Below are 23,985 nucleotides of genomic sequence, written 5' to 3' on the forward strand. Positions count from 1 at the left end.
CCACTCACGCGGAGGAGAGGGGTTCGTCGGCGGCTTGTGGAGCGGGGGTGAAACACCCCTGCCGCCTTGCGACTCATCCAGTTCTACAGACGCCCGGATCCCCTGGCAACGACCCCTCTTACTAGTGGTCCTCGCAGCCGGGGCGCAACGGCCCCCCGTCGCACCGGACGGCATCCGTGCAGGTGGGGGCCGGGATGAGGGGGCGGATAAGGACCGCCCGAGGACTACGATCCCGCTTCGTATGTGACCTAGGTCCTGTGGGGCGGGTCACCGCCGAGGGCCCCAGATCTCACCTTCTGTCACCCTTCGTACCCCTTTCGGGGGCGTGGTCGGCGGTGCCCGAAACCCCCGAATCGAAGGAAACCGGCGCATCGAAGGCAGCTTTACGAGTCGCCCGCCGGAGCGCCTTCAGCAGCGTCGCGCCGAGCGTGAGCGTCAGGACCACGGTCAGCGCCGCCCGCCCCAGGTCCCAGCCCAGCGAGGTCGCCAGGCAGTACGCGGCGAAGCGCGCCAGGTTCGCCGCCACCGGGTCCCCCGGGTGGAAGGAGATGCCCTGGCCCATGCCCTGCAGGAGCACCCAGCCCTGGAGGTTCATGATCGTGCCGTACGCGAACGAACCCGCGAAGCCGTACGCCGCGAGCATCAGCAGCTCCGCCCGGCCCCGGATCCGCTCCGGCCCGGGCAGCAGTCCGGCGCCCAGCGAGAACCAGCCCATGGCCAGCATCTGGAACGGCATCCACGGTCCGACCCCGCCCGTCAGCAGGGCCGAGGCGAACATCGTCACCGAGCCGAGGACGAAGCCGAAGCCGGGGCCGAGGACCCGGCCGCTCAGCACCATCAGGAAGAACATGGGCTCCAGCCCGGCCGTGCCCGCGCCCAGCGGTCTCAGCGCCGCCCCCACCGCGGCGAGCACCCCGAGCATCGCCACCGCCTTGGCGTCCATGCCGTCGTCGGCGACGGTCGCGACGACGACCGCGACGAGCAGCGGGAGCAGCGCGGCGAAGAGCCACGGGGCGTCCTGGGAGTGCGCCAGCCCGGACTGCCGGTCGGCCAGCAGCGGCCAGCCGAAGGCGGCGATCCCGATGAGGGTGACCAGGACCAGGGCGGCGGCGGCCCGGGGGCCGATCCGGACCGGGCGCATCGCGGTGCGGCTCACCGCAGCGCCTCGGCGACCTGGCTCACGGTGAGCCAGTGGCCCGGGGCCAGGATCTTCGCCACCTGCGGCGCGAAGGCGGGGGAGGAGACGACGACCTCCGCCGTCGGGCCGTCGGCGACGATCTCGCCGCCGGCCAGGATGACGACGCGGTGGGCCAGCTCGGCGGCGAGCTCCACGTCGTGCGTGGCCAGGACGATGGCGTGCCCGGCCGCGGCCAGGTCGCGCAGGATCGCGATCAGCCGGACCTTGGCGGCGTAGTCCAGGCCGCGGGTCGGCTCGTCGAGGAGGAGCAGGGCCGGGCGGCCGGTGAGCACCAGGGCCAGGGCGAGGGCGAGGCGCTGGCCCTCGGAGAGGTCCCGGGGGTGGGTGTCGTCGGGGACGTCCGGGAGCAGGGCGGAGACCAGGTCCCGGCAGGTGCCGGGGGCGGCCTGCGCGTCGGCGTCGGCGGCGGCGCACTCGGCGGCGACCGTGTCGGCGTAGAGGAGGTCGCGGGGTTCCTGCGGGACGAGGCCGACGCGGCGGACCATCTCGGGGGGCGGCGTGCGGTGGGGGGTGCGGCCGCCGACGGTCACCTCGCCGGTGGTGGGGGCGAGGGTGCCGACCAGGGTGGACAGGAGGGTGGACTTGCCCGCGCCGTTGCGGCCCATGAGGGCCACGGTTTCGCCGGGCGCGACGGCGAGGTCGATGCCGCGGAGCACCTCCGCGCGGCCGCGGCGGACGGTGAGGTTGCGCACCTCCGCCACCGTGTCGGTCGCGGAGGCCGGGGTGGCCGGGGTGGCCGCGGGCTCGCCCCGCCCGAGCAGGCGCGCCAGCAGCCCGGGCCGGGGTGCGGGGTGCCGCTGCGCGGAGCTGCCCCCTCCCCGCCCGTTCCCGAAACCGGGGCTCCGCCCCGGACCGCGCGCCTCAAGCGCCGGCGAGGCTGGATCCAGCCGGGCGCGGAGCGGCCCGGCCATCCGGCGCGCGTCGCGGACCGACAGGGGCAGCGGGGACCAGCCGGCCAGGCGGCCCAGGGAGACCACAGGGGGATGGACGGGGGAGACGGCCATGACCTCCGCCGGGGGCCCCAGGACCGGCGCCGCCCCGGGGGACGGCAGGAGCAGCACGCGGTCGGCGTACTGGACCACCCGTTCCAGCCGGTGTTCGGCCATCAGCACCGTCGTCCCGAGGTCGTGCACCAGGCGCTGGAGCACCGCCAGGACCTCCTCCGCCGCGGCCGGGTCCAGCGCCGAGGTCGGCTCGTCCAGGACCAGGACCCGGGGGTGCGGGGTCAGGACCGAGCCGATCGCGACCCGCTGCTGCTGGCCGCCGGAGAGCGTGGCGATCGGGCGGTCCCGCAGCTCGTTCAGGCCGAGCAGGTCAAGGGTCTCCTCGACCCGGCGGCGCATCACCGCAGGTGGCAGGCCCAGGGACTCCATGCCGTACGCCAGCTCGTCCTCGACCACGTCCGTCACGAAGTGCGCCAGGGGATCCTGGCCGACCGTGCCGACCACGTCCGCGAGCTCGCGCGGCCTGTGCGTACGGGTGTCCCGCCCGGCCACGGTCACGCGTCCGCGCAGGGTGCCGCCCGTGAAGTGGGGGACCAGCCCGGACACGGCGCCCAGCAGGGTGGACTTGCCGACCCCCGACGGGCCGACCAGCAGCGTCAGCTCGCCCTCGGGGACCACCAGGTCGACGCCCGCGAGGGAAGGGGAGGACGCGCCGGCATAGGTGACCGACACCTGCTCGAAGCGGATCACTACGACGCCTCCTTGGGCGGAACGGGTGCCACGAAGGCGGGCAGCAGGCCGATCAGGACCGCGGCCGCGGGCCACAACGGCAGCTCGGGGGCGACGAGCGGCACCACGCCCGGGCGCAGCGCGTCCGGGGCGACGGTCCCCGCGTACACGAGGAGCGCGGCGACGGCCGCGCCCGAACCGGCGACCAGCCAGGCGCGCGGACCCCAGCGGTCGGGCCGGTAGCGCGTCCGCACCGAGCGGCGCCCGCCGAGCCGCAGGCCCGCGAGGGCCAGCAGCAGGCCGATGCCGAGCACGGGCAGCCCGTACGAGGCACCCTCCGCGGCGAGCAGCCCGTACGTGCCGGCGCACATGCCGAGCAGGCCGCCGAGGGTCAGGACGTTGGTGGTGTGCCGGACGGCGGGCGGGACCTCGGCGGTGCGCCCGTACCCGCGCGCGTCCATCGACGCGGCGATCGCGACGGAGCGCTCCAGGGCGCCCTCCAGGACCGGCAGACCGATCTGGAGGACGGCCTTCACCCCGCCCGTGGGGCGGCCGCGCAGCCGGCGGGCGGTCCGCAGGCGGACGACGTCGGCGACCATGTTCGGCGCGAAGGTCATCGCGACGACGACCGCCACCCCGGCCTCGTACAGGGCCGCGGGCAGGGACTTCAGCAGCCGGGCCGGATTGGCGAGGGCGTTCGCGGCGCCGATGCAGACGAGGAGGGTCGCCAGCTTGGCGCCGTCGTAGAAGGCGAAGACCAGCTGCTCGGCGGTCACCCTGCCGCCGAAGCGGATGCCCTGGGCCCAGGCCGGGAGCGGGACCTCCGGGAGGGTGAACAGGGTGTGCGAACCGGGGACGGGCGAGCCGAGCAGCATGGAGAAGAGGAGGCGCAGGCCGATGACGAAGAGGCCGAGCTTGAGGAACGCCCCGTAGGAACGCGCCCAGGGGGCGGCGGTGCGGCGGGCCGCGACGACGTAGCCCGCGACGCCGATGATCAGGCCGAGCAGGAGCGGATTGGTCGTGCGGGAGGCGGCGGTGGCCAGGCCGAGGGCCCAGAGCCACCAGGCACCCGCGTGCAGGGCGGTGGCCCGGTCGGCCTGCGGGGGCCGCCATTTTTTGTACGCCGATCCGTGCGGGCCGCCCTGCGCCCCGGGCCGGCTCCCCCGGGGCGGGGTCCCGTCGGCGGGAGCGGCTCCGGTGGGCGGCCGGGGGCCGGTGGCGCGCCCCGGGCCGCGGCCGGGCGCGGCCGGGGCCTCGGGGGCCGCGGCTTCGGCTTCGGCCGCGCCCGGAGCGTCGGGCTCCGTCATCGGTTGCGGCGGCGGGACTGCCAGACGGCGGCCGCGGCCAGGGCGAGGACCGCGGCGATGCCCGCCAGGAGGCCCGCGGAGGGGCCGCCGTCGCCGGAGTCCCCGGCCGCGGCGGGCGCGGACGGGGCGGGAGAGGGGGCAGAGGGGGCAGAGGCCGAGGTCTTGGGCTCGGCCTCGGCGACCTGGTCGCCGCAGCCCTGCTTCGGGTAGCCGGAGATCGCGCAGAGCAGCGCCGAGCTGTCGTAGCGCAGCGGCTTCGCGACCGCCGCCAGGGCCTCGGCCGCCGTGGCCCCGGGGGCCACCTGCGCACAGGCCGTGCGCGGGGCGTCCTGCGGCGGGGTCTCGCCGGCCGGGGCGTCCGCCGGGACGCCGAAGTCGACGACGACGGCGACCCGCTTGCGGCCCTCCACCGCGGCGGTGGCCCCGCAGACGGCCTCGAAGTCGGCCGCGGCCCGCGGCTTCGCCGCCTCGGCGGAGGCGTCCTGGCTCACCGCGAAGCGGAAGCCCAGCGCGGTGCCGTCCGCGGGGCGGGCGATCGAGGGCCCCTGGGTGGCGTACGCCCACTGCCCGCCGGCGCCGTCCCAGAACGACCAGTAGCGGTAGCCCGCCGCCAGCGCCGGGGTGGCGGCCAGCAGGGTCACCAGGACCCCGAAGGCCACCGCGAAGGTCACCCCGAGGGACAGGGCAGCTGTCGTGAGCCGCCGCATCAGAGCTGGTTCTTCTTCCGGCGGCCGCTCAGCAGGATGCCGATGCCCAGGCCGGCCGCGGCGCCCGCGCCGACGATCCACCACACGCTCTGGCCGCCGGAGGGCTTGTCCTGCCCGGTCTCCACCTTGGTCGCGGCGTCCGCGCCCTGCGGGGCCGGGCCCTGCGCGTTCAGCTCGGCCACGAGGTCGGTGCCGCCGAAGGACTTCGGGTCCTTGCCGCCCGCGTGCGCGGCCAGGATCAGCTGGGCGTACGCGCCCGGGCCGGCCTTCTTCGCCCACGCGGCGGAGTTCTGCTCCAGCCAGGCCAGCGGCTTCGCGGCGGCGTCCTTGTGGCCGCCCGCGGCGAGCGCGATGACCGCGTCGGCTGTGTTGCCGAAGTCGGGCTGCTCGCCCGCGCCCGCGAGGGAGGACACCAGGTGGTCGCCGGACTTGGCCATGGTGTCGGTCAGGTACCGGGCACCGCCCTCGGCCGCGTCCCCCGGGCCGGCGGCGCCGGCCTTGCAGTTGACCGGGTGCTCGGCGACGGGCTGGTCGGCCTTGGGGGCCTCGACGGTCATGCCCTTGCCCAGGAGGCCGAGCACCGCCGCGGCGGTGGCGTCGGCGTTGGGCAGCAGGACGCCCTTGTCCCGCTGGAAGGCGAACGCGCCGGTGGGGGTGTCGCCGGTGGTCCCCTCCTCCCGGCAGGTGATCTGGAACTCCTCCAGGGCGGTGTCGGCCGTCCTGCCGGTCTTGGACTTCACCGTGTCGGGCTTCTCGCCGACCGCCGCGAGGGCGCCGATCACGATGCCGGTGGAGTTGGCGTCCGTACCGGTGTCCATGGCGCCGCCGGGGCTGTTGCTCCAGCCGCCGTCCTCGTTCTGTACCGACTTCAGCCAGGCGACGGCCTTCTTCACCGTCTCGTCGTGACCGCCGAGCGCCGCCAGCGCCTGCACGGCGGCCGCGGTGGCGTTGGAGTCGATGTACGTCGTCGCGTCGCAGGCCTTGGCGGTGTCGGCGCGGAAGGCGGGGAAGGCGCCGTTCGCGCACTGCTGCCCCGTCAGCCAGTCGACGGCCTGCGCGGCCGGCTTGACCCCGGCCGTGTGCTGGGCGAGGAAGGCGAGCGACTGGCGGAAGACCCCGTCGTACGTCGGGTCGTTCTTGCCGTAGAGCCCGGACGGGACCACCGGGGCGGAGGGCGAGGGCGGCGCGGTGTCGGCGAGGGCTGCGGGAGCGGCACCCACGCAGAGCACGGCGGAGGCGGCGAGCGCGGCAGCGCTGCGGCGGACGTTCATGGGGCGGGTGCCTCTCGTGCTGGGGAGCTGGAGGCAGGCACGCACAGGCACCGGGCTCCGGCTCCGTGTACCTCGACGGTGCCGGCCGCCGGAGGGACCGGCGGCGTGAGCCGCGCACCTCCGGTACAGGGCATTCCGGCTCCCCGCCCGGGCATCGCCGGGGTGGGTCACGGTTGCGGGTCAGCGCCGGAATTGCACCGGCTTCCCCCCGTACGGAAGTGTGGACGACGGACTCACTCTACCGGCCCGTAGCCTTCGGGCCGGGTGGCGCCGGGCGGGATCGCCCCTTACAGCCGGGGCCGCCCCCTGAGTCGGCGCCCCTACACCACCGCCCTGTACGCCACCGGGTCGCTGTCCGGGACCGCCTCCGCCCGGCCCTGCTTCACCAGCCGCCGCAGGTGCGCCTCCGCCTCGGAGACGGCGATGTTGCGGGAGCCGTACGGGATCTGCTCCCAGGGGCGGTTCCACTCCATCCGCTCCGCCAGCCCCCACGGGGTCAGCGGCTCGGCCAGCAGTCGCCACAGCCCGGTCAGCCGCGCCTCGTGGTGGTCCAGCAGCTCGCGTACGCGGGCCGGGGCGTCGGTGAAGGCGTGCTGGTGGGCGGGGAGCACCTCGGCCGGGTCCAGGCGGCCGATGCGTTCGAGGGAGTCGAGGTAGTCGCCGAGGGGGTCGGTGACCTGGGTGACCCCGTGCTCGTCCGGGGCCTCGTACAGGCCGATGTGCGGGGAGATCCCGGGCAGCAGGTGGTCCCCGGAGAAGAGGCGGCCGTTGCCGGGGAGGTTCGCGGGGTGCTGCTCCTCCAGGTGGAGGCAGACGTGGCCGGGGGTGTGGCCCGGGGTCCAGATCGCCCGCAGCCGGCGGCCGGCCAGCGGCAGCAGCTCCCCGGGGACGATCTCCCGGTCGGGGACGGCGGCCCGCAGCCCGGGCAGGGTGCGCATCCGGCCGCTCGCGCGGGCCGCGCGCAGGGGGGCGACGTGCGCCTCGGGGGCGCCGGCGGCGGCCAGTTTGTCGCTCATGTAGTCGAACCAGACACCGGGTTCGGAGGCCCGGGTCCGTACGACGACCGCGGTGTCGGCGGCGTGCATGGCGATCCAGGCGCCGGAGGCCTCCCTGACCTGGCCGGACAGGCCGTGGTGGTCGGGGTGGTGGTGGGTGATGACCACGCCGTGGACGTCGGCGACGGCGATGCCGAGCGTGTCGAGGCCGGCGACGAGGGTGTCCCAGGACTCCGGGTCGTCCCAGCCGGTGTCGATGAGGACCGGGCCGCGGTCGGTGTCGAGGAGGTGGACGAGGGTGTGTCCGAGCGGGTTGTCGGGGATGAGGACCTTGATGCCCCACACGCCGCCGCCGTGGTCGGTGACCTGTGACGCGTCCTGTGACATGGGGACTCCCTGTGTGCGCTGCGAGCGGGAAGAGAACGAGAACATGTTGCAGTAGTCGCCCAAGTCGACCATCTTCAGGCCGTTCTGACTAGTCGTTGGATCTTCCGGCCTGTCGGCGGGCCGGTTCGGACCCCCGTTCCGTCCTGGCCGTGGACTCCTGGAACTAGAACTGGTATCAGTTCTGGAACGCCAAGCCGCAGGAGGCATCAGCCATGACCGAGCTCGTGGAACACGGACAACTGTTCATCGGCGGGGAGTGGACGGATCCGCTGGGCTCCGACACGATCCAGATCGTCTCCCCCCACACCGAGCAGGTCATCGGCAGCGTCCCGCACGCCTCGAAGGCGGACGTGGACCGCGCCGTCGCCGTCGCGCGCAAGGCCTTCGACGAGGGCCCCTGGCCGCGGATGTCCCTGGACGAGCGGATCGCCGTCGTCAGCCGGATCAAGGACGCCTTCGCCGTCCGGCACGAGGAGATAGCCCGCTCGATCAGCTCCCAGAACGGGTCCCCGTACTCCTGGAGCATCCTCGCCCAGGCGCTCGGCCCGATGATGGTCTACGACGCCGCGATCACGGTCGCGCGCGCCTACCCGTACGAGGAGCACCGCCAGGGCGTGCTCGGGCCGATCCTCGTACGCCGCGAACCCGTCGGGGTCGTCGCGGCCGTCATCCCGTGGAACGTCCCGCAGTTCGTGGCCGCGGCGAAGCTCGCGCCGGCGCTGCTGACCGGTTCCGCGGTGATCCTCAAGCCGTCCCCCGAGGCGCCGCTCGACTCCTACATCCTGGCCGACATCGCCCGCGAGGCCGGGCTGCCGGAGGGCGTGCTGTCGATCCTGCCCGCAGACCGCGAGGTCAGCGAGTACCTGGTCGGGCACCCCGGCATCGACAAGGTCGCCTTCACCGGCTCGGTCGCGGCCGGCCGGCGCGTCATGGAGGTCGCCTCGCGCAACCTCACCCGGGTCACGCTGGAGCTGGGCGGCAAGTCCGCCGCCGTCATCCTCGGCGACGCCGACCTGGAGACCACCATCGCCGGGATCGTGCCGGCGGCCTGGATGAACAACGGCCAGGCGTGCGTGGCCCAGACCCGGGTACTCGCTCCGCGCAGCCGCTACGAGGAGGTCGCAGAGGCCCTCGCCGCCGCGGCCGGGGCGCTCGTGGTCGGCGACCCGCTCGACCCGGCGACGCAGCTCGGGCCGCTGGTGGCCCAGCGGCAGCAGCAGCGGTCGCTGGACTACATCCGGATCGGGCAGGAGGAGGGCGCGAAGGTCCTCACCGGCGGCGGCCGCCCGGCGGGCCTGGAGCAGGGCTGGTACGTGGAGCCCACCCTCTTCGGCGACGTCACCAACTCGATGCGTATCGCCCGCGAGGAGATCTTCGGTCCGGTCGTCTGCCTGATCCCGTACGGGGACGAGGCGGAAGCGGTACGGGTCGCCAACGACTCGGAGTTCGGGCTCAGCGGCAGCGTCTGGACGGGAGACGTGGAGCACGGCATCGACTTCGCCCGCCAGGTCCGGACCGGCACCTTCAACGTGAACACCTTCAGCCTGGACATGCTGGGGCCGTTCGGCGGCTACAAGAACAGCGGCGTCGGGCGGGAGTTCGGGCCCGAGGGGCTCAGCGAGTACCTGGAGCACAAGATGATCCACCTCCCGGCGGGCTACCAGCCGCCTGCGGCGGGTGAGTGATGGGCGACCGCTGGCACGTCGAGGTGGACCGCGGGGTCTGCATCGGCTCGGGGATGTGCGTGAACCACGCCCCGGAGGGCTTCGCCCTCGACTCGGCCCGCCAGTCGCACCCGCGCTCACCGGAGTCGGACGCGAACGAGCCGATCCTCACGGCGGCCGAGGGCTGCCCGGTCGAAGCCATCATGATCACCCTGGCGGACACGGGCGAGGCGGTGTTCCCCCCGGAGGAGTAGGGGGGTGGGGGTTGGTCGGGTCGGGTCGGGGGTGCGGGGGCGGGACTTGTCTGGGTCAGTGGCGTTGAAGGGTTTGGGGGTTTCCCGACAGTCCTGTCTTTCCGTGGCGGGCCGGTCTGTCAAGGGTGGCCGAAGGCCATCGCGCAGCGACGCGACCGCAGGGAGCGCCCTTGACAGGGCGGACCGACACGGAGAGACGATGGGACTGACGGGAAACCCCCAAACCCGTCGAAGCCACCGCCCAACAGCACCCCCGCTCTCTCTCCCCCCCCGTGCCCCCGGCCGGCCGCGCACCGGGGGCGGTGGGATCAGGACGTTTCCGGTGCCGTCAGGTCGATCAGGCGGCAGACCGTTTCGATGTCGATCTTGACCTGGGCGATTGAGGCGCGGCCCGAGAGCCAGGTGATCAGGGCCGAGTGCCAGGTGTGCTCGATGACGCGGACCGCCGAGAGCTGTTCCGGGGTCGGCGGGGCGTCCAGGCCCATCGCGTCCAGGATGATCGCCGTGGTCAGCCGGGACACCGTGTCCACCTCGGGGCTCACGCTGCGGTCCGCGAAGGTCAGCGCGCGCACCATCGCGTCCGCCAGGTGCGGCTCGCGCTGGAGGGCGCGGAAGGCGCGCATCAGGGTCTCCGCCACCCGGGCCGCCGGTTCGTCGCCCGCCGGGGGGCGTTTGCGCAGCGTGGTGTGCATGTGCTGGAGCTGGTCCTGCATGGTGGCGACGAGCAGGTGCACCTTGGAGGGGAAGTAGCGGTAGAGCGTGCCGAGCGCGACCTGCGAGGACTCCGCGACCTCGCGCATCTGGACCGCGTCGAAGCCGCCGCGGCTGGCCAGCTGGGCGCTGGCGTGCAGGATCCGCCGGCGGCGGGCCTCCTGGCGTTCCGTCAGGGGAGGGGACGCCGGTGTGATCGCCGGTGTCGTGACGGCCTTCGCATCCGCTGTCATGTGTCCCGTTCCTGGCGTGGCGAGGTCTGCTCCGGGGCCAGCATGTCAGGCGCCGGAGCCGTGGCGCGAATCACCTGCTCCACCTCTTACGGTGGGGTTCCCGGCCGGTAGATTCAATGGTCTTCAACGGATCAAGTCTGAAACTTGTTCTACATTATCCGAGCGGTTACGCTCCGGCGAAAGTGCAGGGAGAAGGGGGCCGAGAGTGACCGCTGAGGCCATGGTGACGAGCCCTTTCGTGGGTTCCGCCACCGACGGCGACCGCCCGTTGCGCATCGCACTCCTCACCTACAAGGGGAACCCGTTCTGCGGCGGCCAGGGCGTCTACGTCCGTCACCTCTCGCGCGAGCTCGTCAAGCTCGGGCACTCCGTCGAGGTCATCGGCGCGCAGCCCTACCCGGTGCTCGACACCGGTGCCACCCTCACCGAGCTGCCGAGCCTGGACCTCTACCGCAGCCCCGACCCGTTCCGCACGCCCAAGCGCGACGAGTACCGGGACTGGATCGACGCCGTCGAGGTCGCCACCATGTGGACCGGAGGGTTCCCCGAGCCGCTGACCTTCTCGCTGCGGGCCCGGCGCCATCTGCGCGGCCGCGCCGGTGAGTTCGACGTCATCCACGACAACCAGACCCTCGGCTACGGACTCCTCGGCGACCTGGGCGCACCCCTGGTGACGACCATCCACCACCCCATCACCGTCGATCGGGGGCTCGACCTCGCCGCCGCCAAGGACCGCAAGAAGCGGGCCTCCGTGCGCCGTTGGTACGCCTTCACGCGCATGCAGGGCCGCGTCGCCCGCCGCCTGCCGTCCGTGCTCACCGTCTCCGGCTCCTCCCAGCAGGAGATCGCCGAGCACCTGGGCGTGCGCGACGAGCGCATCCACGTCGTGCACATCGGCGCCGACACCGACCTCTGGTCGCCCGACGCCACCATCGCCGAGGTGCCGGGGCGGATCGTGACCACCTCCAGCGCCGATGTTCCGCTCAAGGGCCTGGTGCACCTCGTCGAGGCGCTCGCGAAGCTCCGTACCGAGCAGCCCGACGCCCACCTCGTCGTCGTCGGCAAGCGCGCCGAGCGCGGACCGGTCGCCCGCGCGATCGAGACGTACGGGCTCCAGGACGCCGTCCGCTTCGTCAAGGGCATCACCGACGCCGAGCTCGTCGACCTGGTCCGCAGCGCGCAGATCGCCTGCGTGCCCTCCCTCTACGAAGGCTTCTCGCTCCCGGCGGCCGAGGCCATGGCCACCGGCACCCCGCTGGTCGCCACCACTGGCGGAGCCATCCCCGAGGTGGCCGGCCCCGACGGCGAGACCTGCCTCGCGGTGCCCCCGGGCGACGCGGGAGCACTGTCCGCCGCGCTGGCCCGGCTGCTGGGCGACCCGGAGCTGCGCGCCCGCCTCGGCGCCGCCGGGCGCGAGCGGGTCCTGGCCCGGTTCACCTGGGCCAAGGCCGCCGAGGGCACCGTGGTGCACTACCGCGCGGCCATCGAGCAGACCGCCCGTACCCGCCGCCCGCGGTGACCTGGCGTCCGATCACGTTGCCGTTCCGTATCACCCCCCGTACCACCCCCCGCATCTCCCCCCGCCCCCACCTCCGCGAAGGCAGGACCCCGTGCTGACCGTCGATTTCTCCCGGTTCCCGCTCGCCGCAGGCGACCGTGTGCTCGATCTGGGCTGCGGCGCAGGCCGGCACGCCTTCGAGTGCTACCGGCGCGGCGCCCAGGTGGTCGCCGTCGACCGCAACGGCGAGGAGATCCGCGAGGTCGCCAAGTGGTTCGCCGCGATGAAGGAGGCCGGCGAGGCCCCGGCCGGCGCCACCGCCACCGCGATGGAGGGCGACGCCCTCGCGCTGCCCTTTCCCGACGAGTCCTTCGACGTCGTGATCATCTCCGAGGTGATGGAGCACATCCCCGACGACAAGGGCGTGCTCGCCGAGATGGTCCGCGTCCTCAAGCCCGGCGGGCGCATCGCCATCACCGTGCCGCGCTACGGCCCCGAGAAGATCTGCTGGGCGCTGAGCGACGCGTACCACGAGGTCGAGGGCGGCCACATCCGCATCTACAAGGCGGACGAGCTCCTCGGCAAGATGGAGGCCGCCGGCCTCAAGCCGTACGGCACGCACCACGCGCACGGGCTGCACTCCCCGTACTGGTGGCTCAAGTGCGCCTTCGGCGTCGACAACGACAAGGCGCTGCCGGTCAAGGCGTACCACAAGCTGCTGGTCTGGGACATCATGAAGAAGCCGCTGGCCACGCGCCTCGCGGAGCAGGCGCTGAACCCCGTCATCGGCAAGAGCTTCGTGGCGTACGCGACGAAGCCGCACCTCCCGGTCGGCGCGGCCCTGTGACCTCGCCCGGGCGCACCGAGCCGGAACACCTGGTCCTGGACGGCGTACTGACCGCCGAGCAGGCCGCCGAGACGGTGGCGGGGATCCTCGCCGCACAGCGCGCGGACGGGGCCATCCCGTGGTTCCGCGGCCACCACCTGGACCCGTGGGACCACACCGAGGCCGCGATGGCGCTCGACGCCGCGGGCGAGCACGAGGCCGCGGAGCGGGCGTACGAGTGGCTCGCGCGGCACCAGAACCAGGACGGCTCCTGGCACGCGGCCTACGCCGACCGCGCGGACGGGGTGGACACCGCCGAGCCGCAGGACGCCGGCCGGGAGACCAACTTCGTCGCGTACATCGCCGTCGGGGTCTGGCACCACTACCTGGCGACGGGCGACGACTCCTTCCTGGACCGCATGTGGCCGGCGGTGTACGCGGCCGTGGAGTTCGTCCTCGCGCTCCAGCAGCCGGGCGGGGAGATCGGCTGGAAGCGGGAGGCGGACGGCACGGCCGTGACCGACGCGCTGCTGACCGGCTCCTCCTCGATCCACCAGGCACTGCGCTGCGCTCTGGCCATCGCCGAGCACCGCGAGGAGCCGCAGCCGGACTGGGAGCTGGCGGCGGGCGCGCTGGGGCATGCGATACGCCGCCACCCGGAGCGGTTCCTGGACAAGTCCCGGTACTCGATGGACTGGTACTACCCGGTGCTGGGCGGTGCGCTCACCGGCGCCGAGGCGAAGGCGCGGATCGAGGAGCGGTGGGAGGAGTTCGTCGTCCCGGACCTCGGGGTGCGCTGCGTGCTGCCGAACCCGTGGGTGACGGGCGGGGAGTCCTGCGAGCTGGCGCTCGCGCTGTGGGCGACGGGGGAGTCGGACCGGGCGCTGGAGATCCTGCGGTCGATCGGGCACCTGCGGGCCGAGAACGGCATGTACTGGACGGGCTACGTCTTCGAGGACAAGGCGGTGTGGCCGGTGGAGCAGACCACTTGGACCGCCGGGTCCCTGCTGCTCGCCGTCGCGGCGCTGGGCGGGGACGAGGCGACCGCAGAGGTGTTCGGCGGTACCTCGCTCCCGGACGGCCTGGAGCCGGACTGCTGCCGCTAGGGGGTGTCTGACGGATGTCCGCGGCAGCCCCGCATCAGCGGCGGTAGAGCCAGCCTGCGGCGACGTGGCCGACGACGAGGTAGGTCACGGCCGCGATGCCGTGGCCGACGACGACCTGGACCCATTCGCGGTGGAAGGTGAACAGGTCGTAGGACCAGGCGGAGAGCCAGGCGGCGGCGTCGTGGACGAAGTCGACGAGGCCGTTGCCCTGGTTGGCGTCCAGCAGGTACAGCAGGATCCACAGGGCGATCACGAAGGCCAGCGCGTCCGCCACCAGTGCGACGGTCCGGCCGGCCTGGCTGCTTCCTCGGGCGTGTACTCGCGAGTGTGTGGGCATGCAGCGCGTCTTGCCCCGTTGGCGGCGCGCAAACCCGAACGGGTCCCCCCGGTGGTGGGGCCGGGCGGGCGGGGTGAGGCTGCGGGGGACACCTCAGTCCCCGGAGGCAATCGTGGCCGTACCCACCACCGTCCGATTCCGCCGCGCCCTCACGGCGCTGGTCCTGTCCACCGCGCTCGTCGCCGGCGCCACCGCCTGCGGCAGCGGCGGTGACGGCGGGGGCCAACGCGAGGAGGTCTCCGCGGCGGCGGTGGCCGAGCTGGCCGCCCTCACGGCCGCGGAGCCCGCGGCCGTGGAGGAGGACGAGCTGGCCGCGGTGACGCCCTCGCCCAGCACCAGCGCCGAGAAGCAGAAGTTCGCCAAGACGCGCTTCGTCGCCAACGCCGGACTCGCGGCCGGGGCGACGTACCAGTGGATCATCAAGCCGTACCGTGCGGGCAAGTTCAAGAAGGGCGCGAAGGGCCGTACGTTCGCGCTCATCAAGGCGGGCCTCGCGGGAGCCTTCGCGTACAACCGGCTGAAGGCGGCGGCGGACAACGCCAAGGGCGACCCGCTGCTGTCGAAGGCGATGGGCCCGCTGACGGCGGGCATCGACTCGCTCAAGGGCCTCGGCAACAAGCTCCGCAAGGGCCAGGCGGGCGACGCGGACATCGACGCCTTCCAGAACGTGATCAACGGCGTCAAGGAGGCGGGCAAGAGCGCGGGCGCCGAGGTGACCGACAAGGTCCCGAGCGCCTCCCAGCTGGGTGGCTGAGCCCGGCCTGTTTGAATGGGCGCTGTGATCGAGTTCGTGATGTTCGCGGCGGCGGCCGCCGGGGCCGGCTGGCTCCTGAGGCGCAAGCACCGCGCGCGGGTGGCCGCCGGGCCCGTGGCCGGGATCCCGTGCATGGCGCGCCGGCCCGCCGGCGAGGGCCGCTGGCGCATCGGCCGGGTGTACGCCGAGCCGGGCGCGGCCCGCTGGGTCCCGCGGCGCGGTGCTCCCGTGGTGCTGGCCGAGGGCCGCGCCACCGCGGTGCGGGTGCCCTCCGTGCGGGAGGGCATCTCCATCAACCCCGGGTCGCGGATCGTGACCTGCGCCTACGCGGGCGGCGGGACGATCGAGATCGCCGTGATGCCGCTGGACCTGCGGGAGCTGCTGGCGGCCGTTCCGCAGGCCTAGGCCTGGGCCCGGCCGCCCGCGGTGTCGTCGAAAACGGTCGAGGGGCGGTCTCGGATGAGACCGCCCCTCGATTGCTGTCTGCCCCCGCCGCGTACTAGTCGGGGAGGGTCACGGACACCAGGTACACGCTCACCCGGTCACCCCGCTCGTCGACCAGCAGGTCGAAGGTGGGCTTCTTGGACGTGGTGAAGGCCGTGTACATGGGGTACGAGCGCCCGGGCTCCACCTTCAGCCCGAGCTCCTCCATGGCGTCCGCCGGGAACGGCGTCTTGGCCTGCGGCTTCCGCTTCCCGTCGACGATGGTCTCGCCGTACGGCCACTGCGTGGAGACCGCGAGGTCGACGCCGTGGTCCGTGAGGTACTGGTCCGCACATGACTTCGACGCGGTGAAGCTCAGCGTCATCTCCGCTCCGAACATCTTGGAACCGGAGAAGCGCAGGTTCTCGGTCTCGCAGGCCGGCAGCTCCAGCCCGAACGTGTCCAGCACCTCCTGGCGGGAGGCGCCGCACCCGGACAGCAGGACACCGGCCGTGACGACGGCCACCGCGGAACGGATCACCGTGCGTATGCGCATCGAGCCACCTTCTCTGTTCGTCGGCAAGATCATATGACGGGTTCCGACTACCTGGTGATGTCGATCGACGTCACCTTGCTGCCCTGGATGGCGAAGTCCTTGCCGTACCCGACCGGGGGCAGCGCGGCCCACGCGCCCAGCGGCGTGCCGCCGTCGCCCGCGTCGAAGTTGTAGTCCTTGTAGACGTCGATGCGGACGTCGCCCTTGATGCGGAACTTGCCGCCCTCCAGCTTGGTGAACTCCAGGTCACCGCTCTGGCGGTAGCTGAACCCGCGCATCGCCGCCCAGAGGTCGGTGTTCTCCGAGAAGCTGAAGCTGTCGTTCTTCCACCAGGAGTCCATGCCCATGCGGCAGGTGGTACCGACGCCGCCGGGGCACTGGGCCGAGGCCTGCTCGGCGAACTCCTTCAGCTGCTTGAACCGGCGGTCCTGCCAGCCCGGAGCCGAGAACATCTTGGTGAAGTCGTCGTTCGTCAGGTCGTAGGGCTTGTCGTTGCGCACGAACAGCCACCGCTCGTAGAGGCGGCAGGCGAAATCGCCGAGCGCGCAGACGCCCGTACCGGCGGCGGCCACCTGCGGCGCCCACTGCGACGCCAGCAGCTTGTCCCAGAAGGACGCGCTGTTGTACTTGGGGTGCTCGGCCTGGTCGGAGCCCGGCTGCAACTCGCCCTTGCCCGTGACGCTGATGCTCGGCTTGGGCTTGAACTCCTCGATGATCTTGTTCATCAGGGCGCCGAGGGCACGGGTGCCCTCGATCTTGGCCTCGGCCGCGCTCTTGCCGGCCGCCAGCGCGTCGTTGCGCGCGCGGTCGGCGGACGCGTACGCGTCCGAGGCGGAGGCGCTGGCCCGAGCCGCGGAGTAGCTCGCCGACTTGGCGGAGCTCTCCGCCCACTGGGCCGCGTTCCTCGCCTGCGCCGCCGCGTTCCTCGCCTGCTGGGCCGAGTTCGTGGCCTGCTGCGCGGACACGTCGGCCGCCTTGGCGGAGTTCTTGGCGTCGGTGGCGTAACCCTCGGCCTTGATCGCGGAGTTACGGGCGTCCTGCGCGTAGCGCAGCGCGTCGTTCTTGGCGTCGTTGGCGGTGGCGGCGTACTCGGCGGCCAGCGAGGCGCTCTGGCTCGCGCTCGCCGCGGCCCCCGCGGCCTTCGCGATCAGACCGCGGACGGTCTCGATGTGCGTGGCGGACTCGCTGTCCTCCTTGGCGGCCTGGAAACGGCCCACGGTCGCGAACTCGTGCAGCATGCTCGGCGGTCCGGACAGGACGACCTGCGCCCTGGCCTGACCCTGCGGTCCGCCGTTGCGGGCGACGTCGAGGGCGATCATCCGGTCGTCCTCGATACGGGCGTCGTACCAGCCCGTCTCCAGGAACTGGCGCAGCGCCTCCGGGGTCTTCGCGTTGATCGCCGCGTCGGCCTCCTTCTGCACGACCGGGCCACCGGTCTGGGAGATCTTCAGGACCTCCACCCGGAAGTCCTCGATCTGCGCCTGGTACTGGCCCGTCTTCAGGAAGGTGGAGACGGTCGAGTACGGGCTGCTCAGCGCGGCACCGGCCGCGGGGCGCAGTGCCGGGGAACCGGTGACGGTCATGGTGCCGACCCGCTCGCGGTCGTCCTGCTCCTCCGCGACGGGGCGGGCGCTGCGCACCCAGGAGACGACGTCGGCGTCCGTGCCGGACAGCGCCGTCTCGGCGGCCATCTTGGTCCAGGCGCCACCGGTCTCGATGATCCGTACGGCGGCCTTGCGGCCCTTGGTGGCGGCGTCGGCCTCGGTCACGCCCGGCGCCACGGCCTCACCGAGGAGCTGGTTGGTCTGCGCGTCGCGCCGGGTGGCCTCGGCCTCGTTGGCCCGGGCCGTCTTGCGCTTGGCCTGGTCCTGGGCCTTCAGGTCCTGGGCCACGACGATGGCCTGCTCCTGCTGGGCCTGGAGCTGCGCCGCCTCGGTCTCGCGGGCGGTCTTCTCGATGACGCTCGCCTGGGTCACCGCGTCCGCGGCCGTCTTGGCGGCCTCGGCAGCCCGGTCCGCGTGCACCTTCGACTGGTTGGCGAAGTTGACGGCCTGACCCGCGTGGGCAGCGGCCTCCTCAGCGGCAGCGGCCGACTTCCGGGCGTGGTCCACGGCGTCGTTGGCGGCCTTGTGCGAGGCCCGCGCGGCGGTGATGGCCTGCCCGGCCAGCCGCTCGGCGTTGCCCGCGGCGTTCTCCGCGGTGGTGGCGGCGGCCCGGGCCCGGGCGGCGGCGTTGTTCGCGCGCTGGGCCTCGGCGCTGGAGATGCCGGACTGGCGTCCGGCCTCGGCGGCGGCGGCGGCCGAAGCGGCGGCGTTCTTGCTCGCGCTCACGGCCGCCTTGGCGGAGCCGACCGACGCGACGAGCGAGTCGATCGCGCTGGACAGCGCGTTCGCGATGGTCTGGGCGCCCTCGGCGGCCTCGCGGGCCACCCGTGCGGCGTCCCGGGCCGCACCGGCCTGGGCGTTGTCCCTGGAGGCGGCGGACGCCGCGTTGTACGCGCGGGACGCGGCGTTGCCGGCGGCCGTGGCGGCGCTGGCGGCGGCCGCAGCCGCGTGGGCCGCCTGCCGTGCGGCGGACATGGCGGTGTTGGCGGCCTGGATCGCGGTCCGGGCCGCGGCGGCGGCGCCGGTCGCCGCGTCGGCGGCGCGCAGTGCGGCCGCGCGGGCCTCCTTGGAGGAGGCCTGCGCCTGGGAGGCTTCCCAAGCGGCCTTCTCCGCGGCGGCCTTGGCGTCGGCGGCGGCGCGGACGGCGCGGTCGGAGGCCTCCTTGGCCGCCAGCGTCTCCGCCTTCGCGTTCTGGCTCGCCTTCTCGGCGACCTGGCCGAGCTGAGCGATGCTCATCGTCTCCTGGTCGCGGGCCCGGGCGACGTGCTGTCCGTTGAGCAGGAACTCGTGGACGGCGGCCGCGGAGGTGTTGAGGGCCTCCTGGGCGGCCTTGTTGAGGTTCGGGCCGGCGGACTGGAGCATCATCATGACCTCGATGCGCTCGTCCTCCGCCCGAGCGGCGTACTGGCCGTCGGTCCGGAACCTCAGCAGCGCGGCGATGCTCTTCTTGTTGATCGCCTTCGTGCCGTCCTCGCGGACGGCGTCCCCACCGGCGGTCATGATGTCGAGCACGGCCATGCGCTCGTCCTCAAGGGCGGCGCCGCTCTTGCTGGGGTCCTGCTTCAGGTAGTCGTGCAGCTGCTGCGGCGACCCGTTGACGGCCGCGTTGAGCTCGGCGGCGACGTTGGGGCCGGCCGCGTTCAGCATCATGAACGCCTTCATGCGTTCGTCCTGCTGCCGGTAGGAGGCCGCGTCGTTCTTCAGGAACGCGCTGACCTCGGCGTCGGTGCCGGCGAGGACCGCGGCCGCGGCCTCCTTGGTCGTCTCGCCACCGGTACGCCACAGTTCGACGAGCTGGGCGCGTTCGCTCAGCTGCGGGACGACCGGGTCGGCGGCGGTGGCCACACCGGCCGCTCCCCCCAGCAGTCCGACGCTCAGCGTGAGCGTTATCGCTCCCGCCACGGTCGAGCGGAGGATTCCCCCGCCCAGCCCGAAGGACGGACCCTGATTCCAGGGCCCGGTGTTCCTATTCAACTTTTATCCCCCACGGATGATGCGTGTGCGAAGCGGAATGCCGAGTCCGGTTTGGTCAGGGACCCGGGCGTCTCGTGGTGACAGTACAGGGAGTACTCGACCATGATCGCGAATGTCCCGATTGCCCGCTATGGTCCTTCGTGGCCTGCGGTTTTGATTTTTTGCGGCCAAGTTGATGTGGTACAAAAGATCTTGCCGTACGGGGCGGTTGATGCGCGGGGGGGAATTTCGCGACCGAAAAGCCTTTTGCGAATACTCGCGAGTAGGGTCTTGTGGCCGTACGGAAAATTTGCGCGCGCGTGTGCCCGAAATTAGGCGACACGCATTCCCCCTCTTTTTTGCATCAGAAAGAGGAAGAATGAAGAAGCTGTCGCGCAATGCACTGATGGTCGGCGCTGTGGTCGCCGCGGTGGGCGCGGTGGGTGTGGCCGGTTCGCTGACCGCGTCCGCGAACCCGGCGCCCGCGGCGCAGGCCGCGAACGCCACGGACATGCCGTACGCGGTGGAGAACTTCGAGTACCCCAAGGCCGAGGCCGAGGCGGCCTTCGCGGCGCGCGGCATCAAGCTCAAGAGCGGCGACGGGCACATCATGTACGTCGACTGCGCCGTCGGCGGGAACCTGCTGGAGCTCTACAGCAGCACCGACCGCACCGACACCTTCTGCTTCAGCGTCACCGGCAACGGCGGCTACCTGAACCTCGAACTGCCCGCCGTGTACTCGGTCAAGGGCAACGACTACAAGGTCCGCGTCGACATGACCGTCGACAACACCGAGGTCTCCTTCGACGTCAAGCAGAACTCCTGGACCAGCGTCGGCAAGCTCCTCGACCCGGCCAAGCGCGACCACGCCCTGGTGGCGATCCGCGCGACCAAGTAGTCCTGCGCCGGCCGCGGCTCGGGCACGTCCCCGGGCCGCGCCCACGCCAACCTCCCCGTACTAGGGGGTGTCTGACGGATGTCCGCGGCGTCGCGACGCCCGGCACGCACTCTCGCCGCACCGACCGAAAGCCCGAGTACGACCAGTACGCGGACTTCCGGTCGGCACGCCGGGAGCACGCACCGGACGCCGCTCCTTCCCCACGGATACCCGCCAGACACCCCCTAGCTGTTGAGTTCCGCCAGCACGCGCAGGGTGTGCGGGTCCGGGGCGGTGACGAGCAGGTCGGTGACCGGGCCCTTGCGCCACAGCTCCAGGCGCTCCGCGATCCGCTCCCGGGGGCCGACCAGGGAGATCTCGTCGGCGAACGCGTCCGGGACGGCGAGGACGGCCTCCTCCTTGCGCCCCGCCAGGAACAGCTCCTGGATGCGGTGCGCCTCCTCCTCGTAGCCCATCCGCCCCATGAGGTCGGCGTGGAAGTTGCGCGCCGCGTGCCCCATGCCGCCGATGTAGAAGCCGAGCATGGCCTTGACCGGGAGCAGCCCCTCGGCGACGTCGTCGCAGACCTTGGCCCGCGCCATCGGGGCGATCATGAATCCCTCGGGGAGGTCGGCCAGGGAGGCCTGGTAGGCGTCCGTACGGGTCGGCGACCAGTACAGGGGGAGCCAGCCGTCCGCGATCCGGGTCGTCTGGGCGATGTTCTTCGGCCCCTCGGCGCCCAGCAGGAGCGGCAGGTCCGCGCGCAGCGGGTGCGTGATCGGCTTGAGCGGCTTGCCGATCCCGGTGCCGTCCGCACCGCGGTACGGGTGGCTGTGGAAGCGGCCGTCCAACGCGACGGGGGCCTCGCGGCGCAGCACCTGGCGGATGACGTCGACGTACTCGCGGGTCGCGGTGAGCGGGCTCGCGGGGAAGGGGCGCCCGTACCAGCCCTCGACCACCTGCGGTCCCGACAGGCCCAGGCCCAGCATCATCCGGCCGCCGGAGAGGTGGTCCAGGGTGAGGGCGTGCATGGCGGTGGCCGTGGGGGTGCGGGCGGCCATCTGCGCGATGGCGGTGCCGAGCCGGATGCGCGAGGTGTGGGCGGCGATCCAGGTCAGCGGGGTGAAGGCGTCCGAGCCCCAGGCCTCGGCGGTCCACACCGAGTCGTAGCCGAGGTTCTCGGCCTCGGCGGCGAGGTCGAGGTGGGCGGGCTGGGGGCCGCGGCCCCAGTAGCCGAGTGCGAGTCCGAGGCGCATGTACGTCCCTCCGCGATGCCACAACTGACGGTGCGTCAGGTGACTGTAGGGCAACGGCCCCCCACCCGGAAGGGTGGGGGGCCGTTGCCCGCGCGGGTTCGGGGATCAGCCGCGCTGGATGCCCGAGGTGTCGTTCAGCACGCCGCGGCGGCCGTCCTGGGTCTGGGCGATCAGCGTGGCCGGGCCGCGCTGCTCCACGGCCAGGTACCAGGTGCCCGGGGCGAGCTCGGCGATCGGCGTGGGGGAGCCGTCCTCGGCGAAGAGGGGGCGGGCCACCGGGACCGCGAACCAGAACGGGGTGAAGTCCGCAGCCGGGGCGGCCGCGGCCTCCTGCGGGGCGGCGCTGTAGTCCGCGCCCGGGGCCGGAGTGGCCGAGGCGTCCTGCGGGGTGCCGCCGTAGGGCGGGACCGGCTGCGGGGTGGCCCCGTACGGCTGCTGCTGGGCGCCCGGGTAGCCGTACCCGGCACCCGGCTGCGGCTGGCCGCCGTACGGCGGGGCGGCCGCGACGGCCGGCTTCGGCTCGGGCACCAGGGAACCGGCGAGCGCCGGGACCTTCGAGCCGAACAGGGTCACGCCGGCCATGGCGAGCGTGGCCAGGAACGCGATGATGCAGCCAGCGCCCAGGTCGGCCCCGCTCGGGCTCGTGATCAGCGACCACAGCGAGGACCACGCGGCCGCGACGGCCAGCACGGTGCCCCACGCGCGCAGCGGCAGCCCCAGGAGCTGGCGCCCCTCGGGCTGGAAGCGGGCCGCGATCAGCAGGCCGGCGGCGATGAAGGCGAGCAGGAAGATGCTGGGGAGCGCCAGACGGTACACGTCGGTGTCCCACACGCTCGGCAGGTCGAGGCCGGTCGCGGAGTAGAAATCGAGGAACGAGGCGATGAACAGCAGCGCCGCTGCTCCGATCACCACGCCGTCGCCTCGAGTGAGGGAGCGGATGTTCACGTGTTAGGTGTCCTTCTCGGTCTCGGTCGTCTCGTGGTGCCGCGGTCGCACGCGTCGTGACGGGAGTGGCGCGGGCGGCACCATGGTACGGAGGTCTACCGCGGCCGAGAGGATCGGGGCGGCGGGCCGTCCCGGGGGACTACCCGCCGAGGAAGCCGACGATGCCGTCCGCGATGCCCTGGGCCGCCTTCTGGCGCCACTCCGGACTCGTCAGTTGCGCCGCGTCCTTGGCGTCACGCATGTTGCCGCATTCGATGAACACCTTGGGGCGGGTCGAGAGGTTCAGTCCGCCCAGATCGTCGCGGACGACCAAACCGGTCCCGCTGCCGAGGTAGTTGGCGGGGGAGGAGCCGGTGGTCCGGGCGAAGTTCCCGGCGATCCGCTCGCCGAGCTGCCGGGAGGGCCCGACGATCTGCGCGGTGTCGGCGCTGCCGCCCTTGACCTTGGCGGGCAGGATGATGTGGAAGCCGCGGTTGCCCGCGGAGACGCCGTCCGCGTGGACGGAGACCACGGCGTCGGCGCGGGCCTCGTTGCCGATGCGGGCGCGCTCGTCGATGCAGGGGCCCCAGGCGCGGGCCTTGCCGGCCTCGTGGGTGAGCAGCACCTTCACACCGCGCGCCTCCAGGAGGGTGCGCAGCCGGCGCGAGACGTCGAGGGTGAACTCGGCCTCCATGTAGCCGGAGTTGGTGGTGGTGCCGGTGGTGTCGCACTCCTTGCGGTTGGTGCCGATGTCGACCTGCTGGTCGATCTCGTCCGTGTGCTTGAAGTTGCCGGTGTTGTGGCCGGGGTCGATGACGACGGTACGTCCGGCGAGCGGATCGGCCTTGGCGCCGTTGCCGGCGCTCGGGGCCGGGCTCGGCGCCGACGTGGGGGCGGCCAGGGGCATCACGATGCGCGGCGGGCGGGAGTCGTCCGGCCCGGCCCCGGCGAGGACCTGGGTCAGCACCCAGCCCGCCAGGCAGGTCGGGGCGACGGCGGCCGCCGCGACGGCGAGCGTGGCCCGCCGCGCGTACCAGGGCCGGGCCGGGGCGGCGTCGGCGGCGGGGGGCTCGGGTCTGTCTTCGTAGGGCACGCGGCGATGCTAGACCTGCGGTCTGCTTGTAGTACGGACCCTAGCCCGTCCGGGGGCGTGGCCGGTGCGGCCCGCCCCCTCGGACGAGGCCCTGCTGGGCGACAGCGGAATGCGGAAACGACGCCCTCAGCAGCCGGATACCACCGAGACGGCCGCCTCCGGCGGCGACGATTCGCCACCCTCCGCCGTCCCCGTCCGCTGACATGCCCGTGAATTGCTGCCGTCGCTCTGTCCGGGAGCCCGGCCAGGTTCGACCTGGCGGGGCTCCCGGAGTGTGAGCCGCTCAGTCAGACCCACCGTGACCGGCCCAGCGAAGGATCGGACCATGAAAACGGCGGCCAATCGGGGAGATTCTCTATGTTGTGCCATCGAACATAA

At 73.1% G+C, this 23,985-nt stretch carries 21 protein-coding genes and 1 riboswitch; of the genes, 8 read left to right on the top strand and 13 right to left on the bottom strand.

The window, feature by feature from the left end:
- Nucleotides 1–289 precede the first annotated feature (289 nt).
- From ACZ7GJ_RS31870 to ACZ7GJ_RS31895, 6 genes are all read right to left on the bottom strand, one after another.
- Nucleotides 290–1,141 (bottom strand): ECF transporter S component, encoded by an 852-nt coding sequence (locus ACZ7GJ_RS31870; protein ID WP_470756655.1) that lies wholly within the window; start codon nucleotides 1,139–1,141, stop codon nucleotides 290–292.
- 11 nt (nucleotides 1,142–1,152) lie between these two features.
- Nucleotides 1,153–2,892 carry an ABC transporter ATP-binding protein gene (locus tag ACZ7GJ_RS31875; protein ID WP_470756522.1) on the bottom strand — a complete coding sequence of 580 codons (1,740 nt, stop codon included), beginning with the start codon at nucleotides 2,890–2,892 and terminating at the stop codon, nucleotides 1,153–1,155.
- Nucleotides 2,892–4,178, bottom strand: a complete 1,287-nt coding sequence (locus ACZ7GJ_RS31880) for an energy-coupling factor transporter transmembrane component T (RefSeq protein WP_470756524.1) — start codon at nucleotides 4,176–4,178, stop codon at nucleotides 2,892–2,894. Before ACZ7GJ_RS31880 ends, ACZ7GJ_RS31875 begins: the two co-directional genes overlap by 1 nt.
- Entirely contained in the window at nucleotides 4,175–4,885 is a 711-nt protein-coding gene (locus ACZ7GJ_RS31885) for an SCO2322 family protein (protein ID WP_470756526.1), read from the bottom strand. Before ACZ7GJ_RS31885 ends, ACZ7GJ_RS31880 begins: the two co-directional genes overlap by 4 nt.
- Nucleotides 4,885–6,156 carry a prenyltransferase/squalene oxidase repeat-containing protein gene (locus ACZ7GJ_RS31890; RefSeq protein ID WP_470756528.1) on the bottom strand — a complete coding sequence of 424 codons (1,272 nt, stop codon included), beginning with the start codon at nucleotides 6,154–6,156 and terminating at the stop codon, nucleotides 4,885–4,887. Before ACZ7GJ_RS31890 ends, ACZ7GJ_RS31885 begins: the two co-directional genes overlap by 1 nt.
- Before the next feature lie 137 nt (nucleotides 6,157–6,293).
- Nucleotides 6,294–6,362: riboswitch (cobalamin riboswitch) on the bottom strand.
- Nucleotides 6,363–6,476: 114 nt separating this feature from the next.
- Nucleotides 6,477–7,538 (bottom strand): MBL fold metallo-hydrolase, encoded by a 1,062-nt coding sequence (locus tag ACZ7GJ_RS31895; RefSeq protein WP_470756530.1) that lies wholly within the window; start codon nucleotides 7,536–7,538, stop codon nucleotides 6,477–6,479.
- A 212-nt stretch (nucleotides 7,539–7,750) separates the two neighbouring features.
- Between ACZ7GJ_RS31895 and ACZ7GJ_RS31900 the strand changes: the two genes are divergently transcribed.
- Nucleotides 7,751–9,223 carry an aldehyde dehydrogenase gene (locus ACZ7GJ_RS31900; RefSeq protein ID WP_470756532.1) on the top strand — a complete coding sequence of 491 codons (1,473 nt, stop codon included), beginning with the start codon at nucleotides 7,751–7,753 and terminating at the stop codon, nucleotides 9,221–9,223.
- Complete coding sequence (locus tag ACZ7GJ_RS31905; RefSeq protein ID WP_365927877.1) at nucleotides 9,223–9,456, top strand: ferredoxin; 234 nt, start codon at nucleotides 9,223–9,225, stop codon at nucleotides 9,454–9,456. Before ACZ7GJ_RS31900 ends, ACZ7GJ_RS31905 begins: the two co-directional genes overlap by 1 nt.
- 308 nt (nucleotides 9,457–9,764) lie before the next feature.
- On the opposite strand, the gene ACZ7GJ_RS31910 is transcribed toward ACZ7GJ_RS31905, so the two are convergent.
- Entirely contained in the window at nucleotides 9,765–10,400 is a 636-nt protein-coding gene (locus ACZ7GJ_RS31910) for a TetR family transcriptional regulator (protein ID WP_470756534.1), read from the bottom strand.
- A 205-nt stretch (nucleotides 10,401–10,605) separates the two neighbouring features.
- Between ACZ7GJ_RS31910 and ACZ7GJ_RS31915 the strand changes: the two genes are divergently transcribed.
- The 3 genes from ACZ7GJ_RS31915 to ACZ7GJ_RS31925 all read left to right on the top strand — a co-directional run bounded on the left by ACZ7GJ_RS31915 (nucleotide 10,606) and on the right by ACZ7GJ_RS31925 (nucleotide 13,830).
- On the top strand, nucleotides 10,606–11,919 hold the full coding sequence (locus ACZ7GJ_RS31915) for a glycosyltransferase family 4 protein (RefSeq protein WP_470756535.1): 1,314 nt from the start codon (nucleotides 10,606–10,608) through the stop codon (nucleotides 11,917–11,919).
- Between the two features lie 91 nt (nucleotides 11,920–12,010).
- Nucleotides 12,011–12,745, top strand: coding sequence for a class I SAM-dependent methyltransferase (locus ACZ7GJ_RS31920; protein WP_365927891.1), 735 nt, complete (start codon nucleotides 12,011–12,013; stop codon nucleotides 12,743–12,745).
- Nucleotides 12,742–13,830 (top strand): prenyltransferase/squalene oxidase repeat-containing protein, encoded by a 1,089-nt coding sequence (locus ACZ7GJ_RS31925; protein ID WP_470756537.1) that lies wholly within the window; start codon nucleotides 12,742–12,744, stop codon nucleotides 13,828–13,830. The genes ACZ7GJ_RS31920 and ACZ7GJ_RS31925 overlap by 4 nt, the downstream gene beginning before the upstream one ends.
- Nucleotides 13,831–13,864: 34 nt before the next feature.
- Here the strand turns inward: ACZ7GJ_RS31925 and ACZ7GJ_RS31930 are convergent, their stop codons facing one another.
- Nucleotides 13,865–14,167: a hypothetical protein gene (locus tag ACZ7GJ_RS31930; RefSeq protein ID WP_470756539.1), complete on the bottom strand. Its 303-nt coding sequence runs from the start codon at nucleotides 14,165–14,167 to the stop codon at nucleotides 13,865–13,867.
- A 112-nt stretch (nucleotides 14,168–14,279) separates the two neighbouring features.
- On the opposite strand from ACZ7GJ_RS31930, the gene ACZ7GJ_RS31935 reads away from it, so the two are divergent.
- Both ACZ7GJ_RS31935 and ACZ7GJ_RS31940 read left to right on the top strand, forming a co-directional pair.
- Complete coding sequence (locus ACZ7GJ_RS31935) at nucleotides 14,280–14,921, top strand: hypothetical protein (RefSeq protein WP_470756541.1); 642 nt, start codon at nucleotides 14,280–14,282, stop codon at nucleotides 14,919–14,921.
- Between the two features lie 24 nt (nucleotides 14,922–14,945).
- Complete coding sequence (locus ACZ7GJ_RS31940; protein WP_470756543.1) at nucleotides 14,946–15,326, top strand: hypothetical protein; 381 nt, start codon at nucleotides 14,946–14,948, stop codon at nucleotides 15,324–15,326.
- Between the two features lie 94 nt (nucleotides 15,327–15,420).
- Here the strand turns inward: ACZ7GJ_RS31940 and ACZ7GJ_RS31945 are convergent, their stop codons facing one another.
- Nucleotides 15,421–15,900, bottom strand: a complete 480-nt coding sequence (locus tag ACZ7GJ_RS31945) for a hypothetical protein (RefSeq protein ID WP_470756545.1) — start codon at nucleotides 15,898–15,900, stop codon at nucleotides 15,421–15,423.
- Nucleotides 15,901–15,947: 47 nt separating this feature from the next.
- The gene (locus ACZ7GJ_RS31950) at nucleotides 15,948–19,406 is read right to left on the bottom strand and encodes an ALF repeat-containing protein (RefSeq protein ID WP_470756546.1); all 3,459 of its coding nucleotides are present in this window, start codon (nucleotides 19,404–19,406) and stop codon (nucleotides 15,948–15,950) included.
- A 430-nt stretch (nucleotides 19,407–19,836) separates the two neighbouring features.
- On the opposite strand from ACZ7GJ_RS31950, the gene ACZ7GJ_RS31955 reads away from it, so the two are divergent.
- On the top strand, nucleotides 19,837–20,355 hold the full coding sequence (locus tag ACZ7GJ_RS31955) for a hypothetical protein (protein WP_470756548.1): 519 nt from the start codon (nucleotides 19,837–19,839) through the stop codon (nucleotides 20,353–20,355).
- Between the two features lie 224 nt (nucleotides 20,356–20,579).
- Here the strand turns inward: ACZ7GJ_RS31955 and ACZ7GJ_RS31960 are convergent, their stop codons facing one another.
- The 3 genes from ACZ7GJ_RS31960 to ACZ7GJ_RS31970 all read right to left on the bottom strand — a co-directional run bounded on the left by ACZ7GJ_RS31960 (nucleotide 20,580) and on the right by ACZ7GJ_RS31970 (nucleotide 23,607).
- Nucleotides 20,580–21,590, bottom strand: a complete 1,011-nt coding sequence (locus ACZ7GJ_RS31960; protein WP_470756550.1) for an LLM class F420-dependent oxidoreductase — start codon at nucleotides 21,588–21,590, stop codon at nucleotides 20,580–20,582.
- A 105-nt stretch (nucleotides 21,591–21,695) separates the two neighbouring features.
- The gene (locus ACZ7GJ_RS31965) at nucleotides 21,696–22,535 is read right to left on the bottom strand and encodes a hypothetical protein (RefSeq protein WP_470756552.1); all 840 of its coding nucleotides are present in this window, start codon (nucleotides 22,533–22,535) and stop codon (nucleotides 21,696–21,698) included.
- 139 nt (nucleotides 22,536–22,674) lie between these two features.
- Nucleotides 22,675–23,607, bottom strand: a complete 933-nt coding sequence (locus tag ACZ7GJ_RS31970) for an N-acetylmuramoyl-L-alanine amidase (RefSeq protein WP_470756554.1) — start codon at nucleotides 23,605–23,607, stop codon at nucleotides 22,675–22,677.
- Between the last annotated feature and the right edge of the window lie 378 nt (nucleotides 23,608–23,985).

This window comes from Streptomyces sp. NPDC037242 (genome assembly GCF_055604165.1).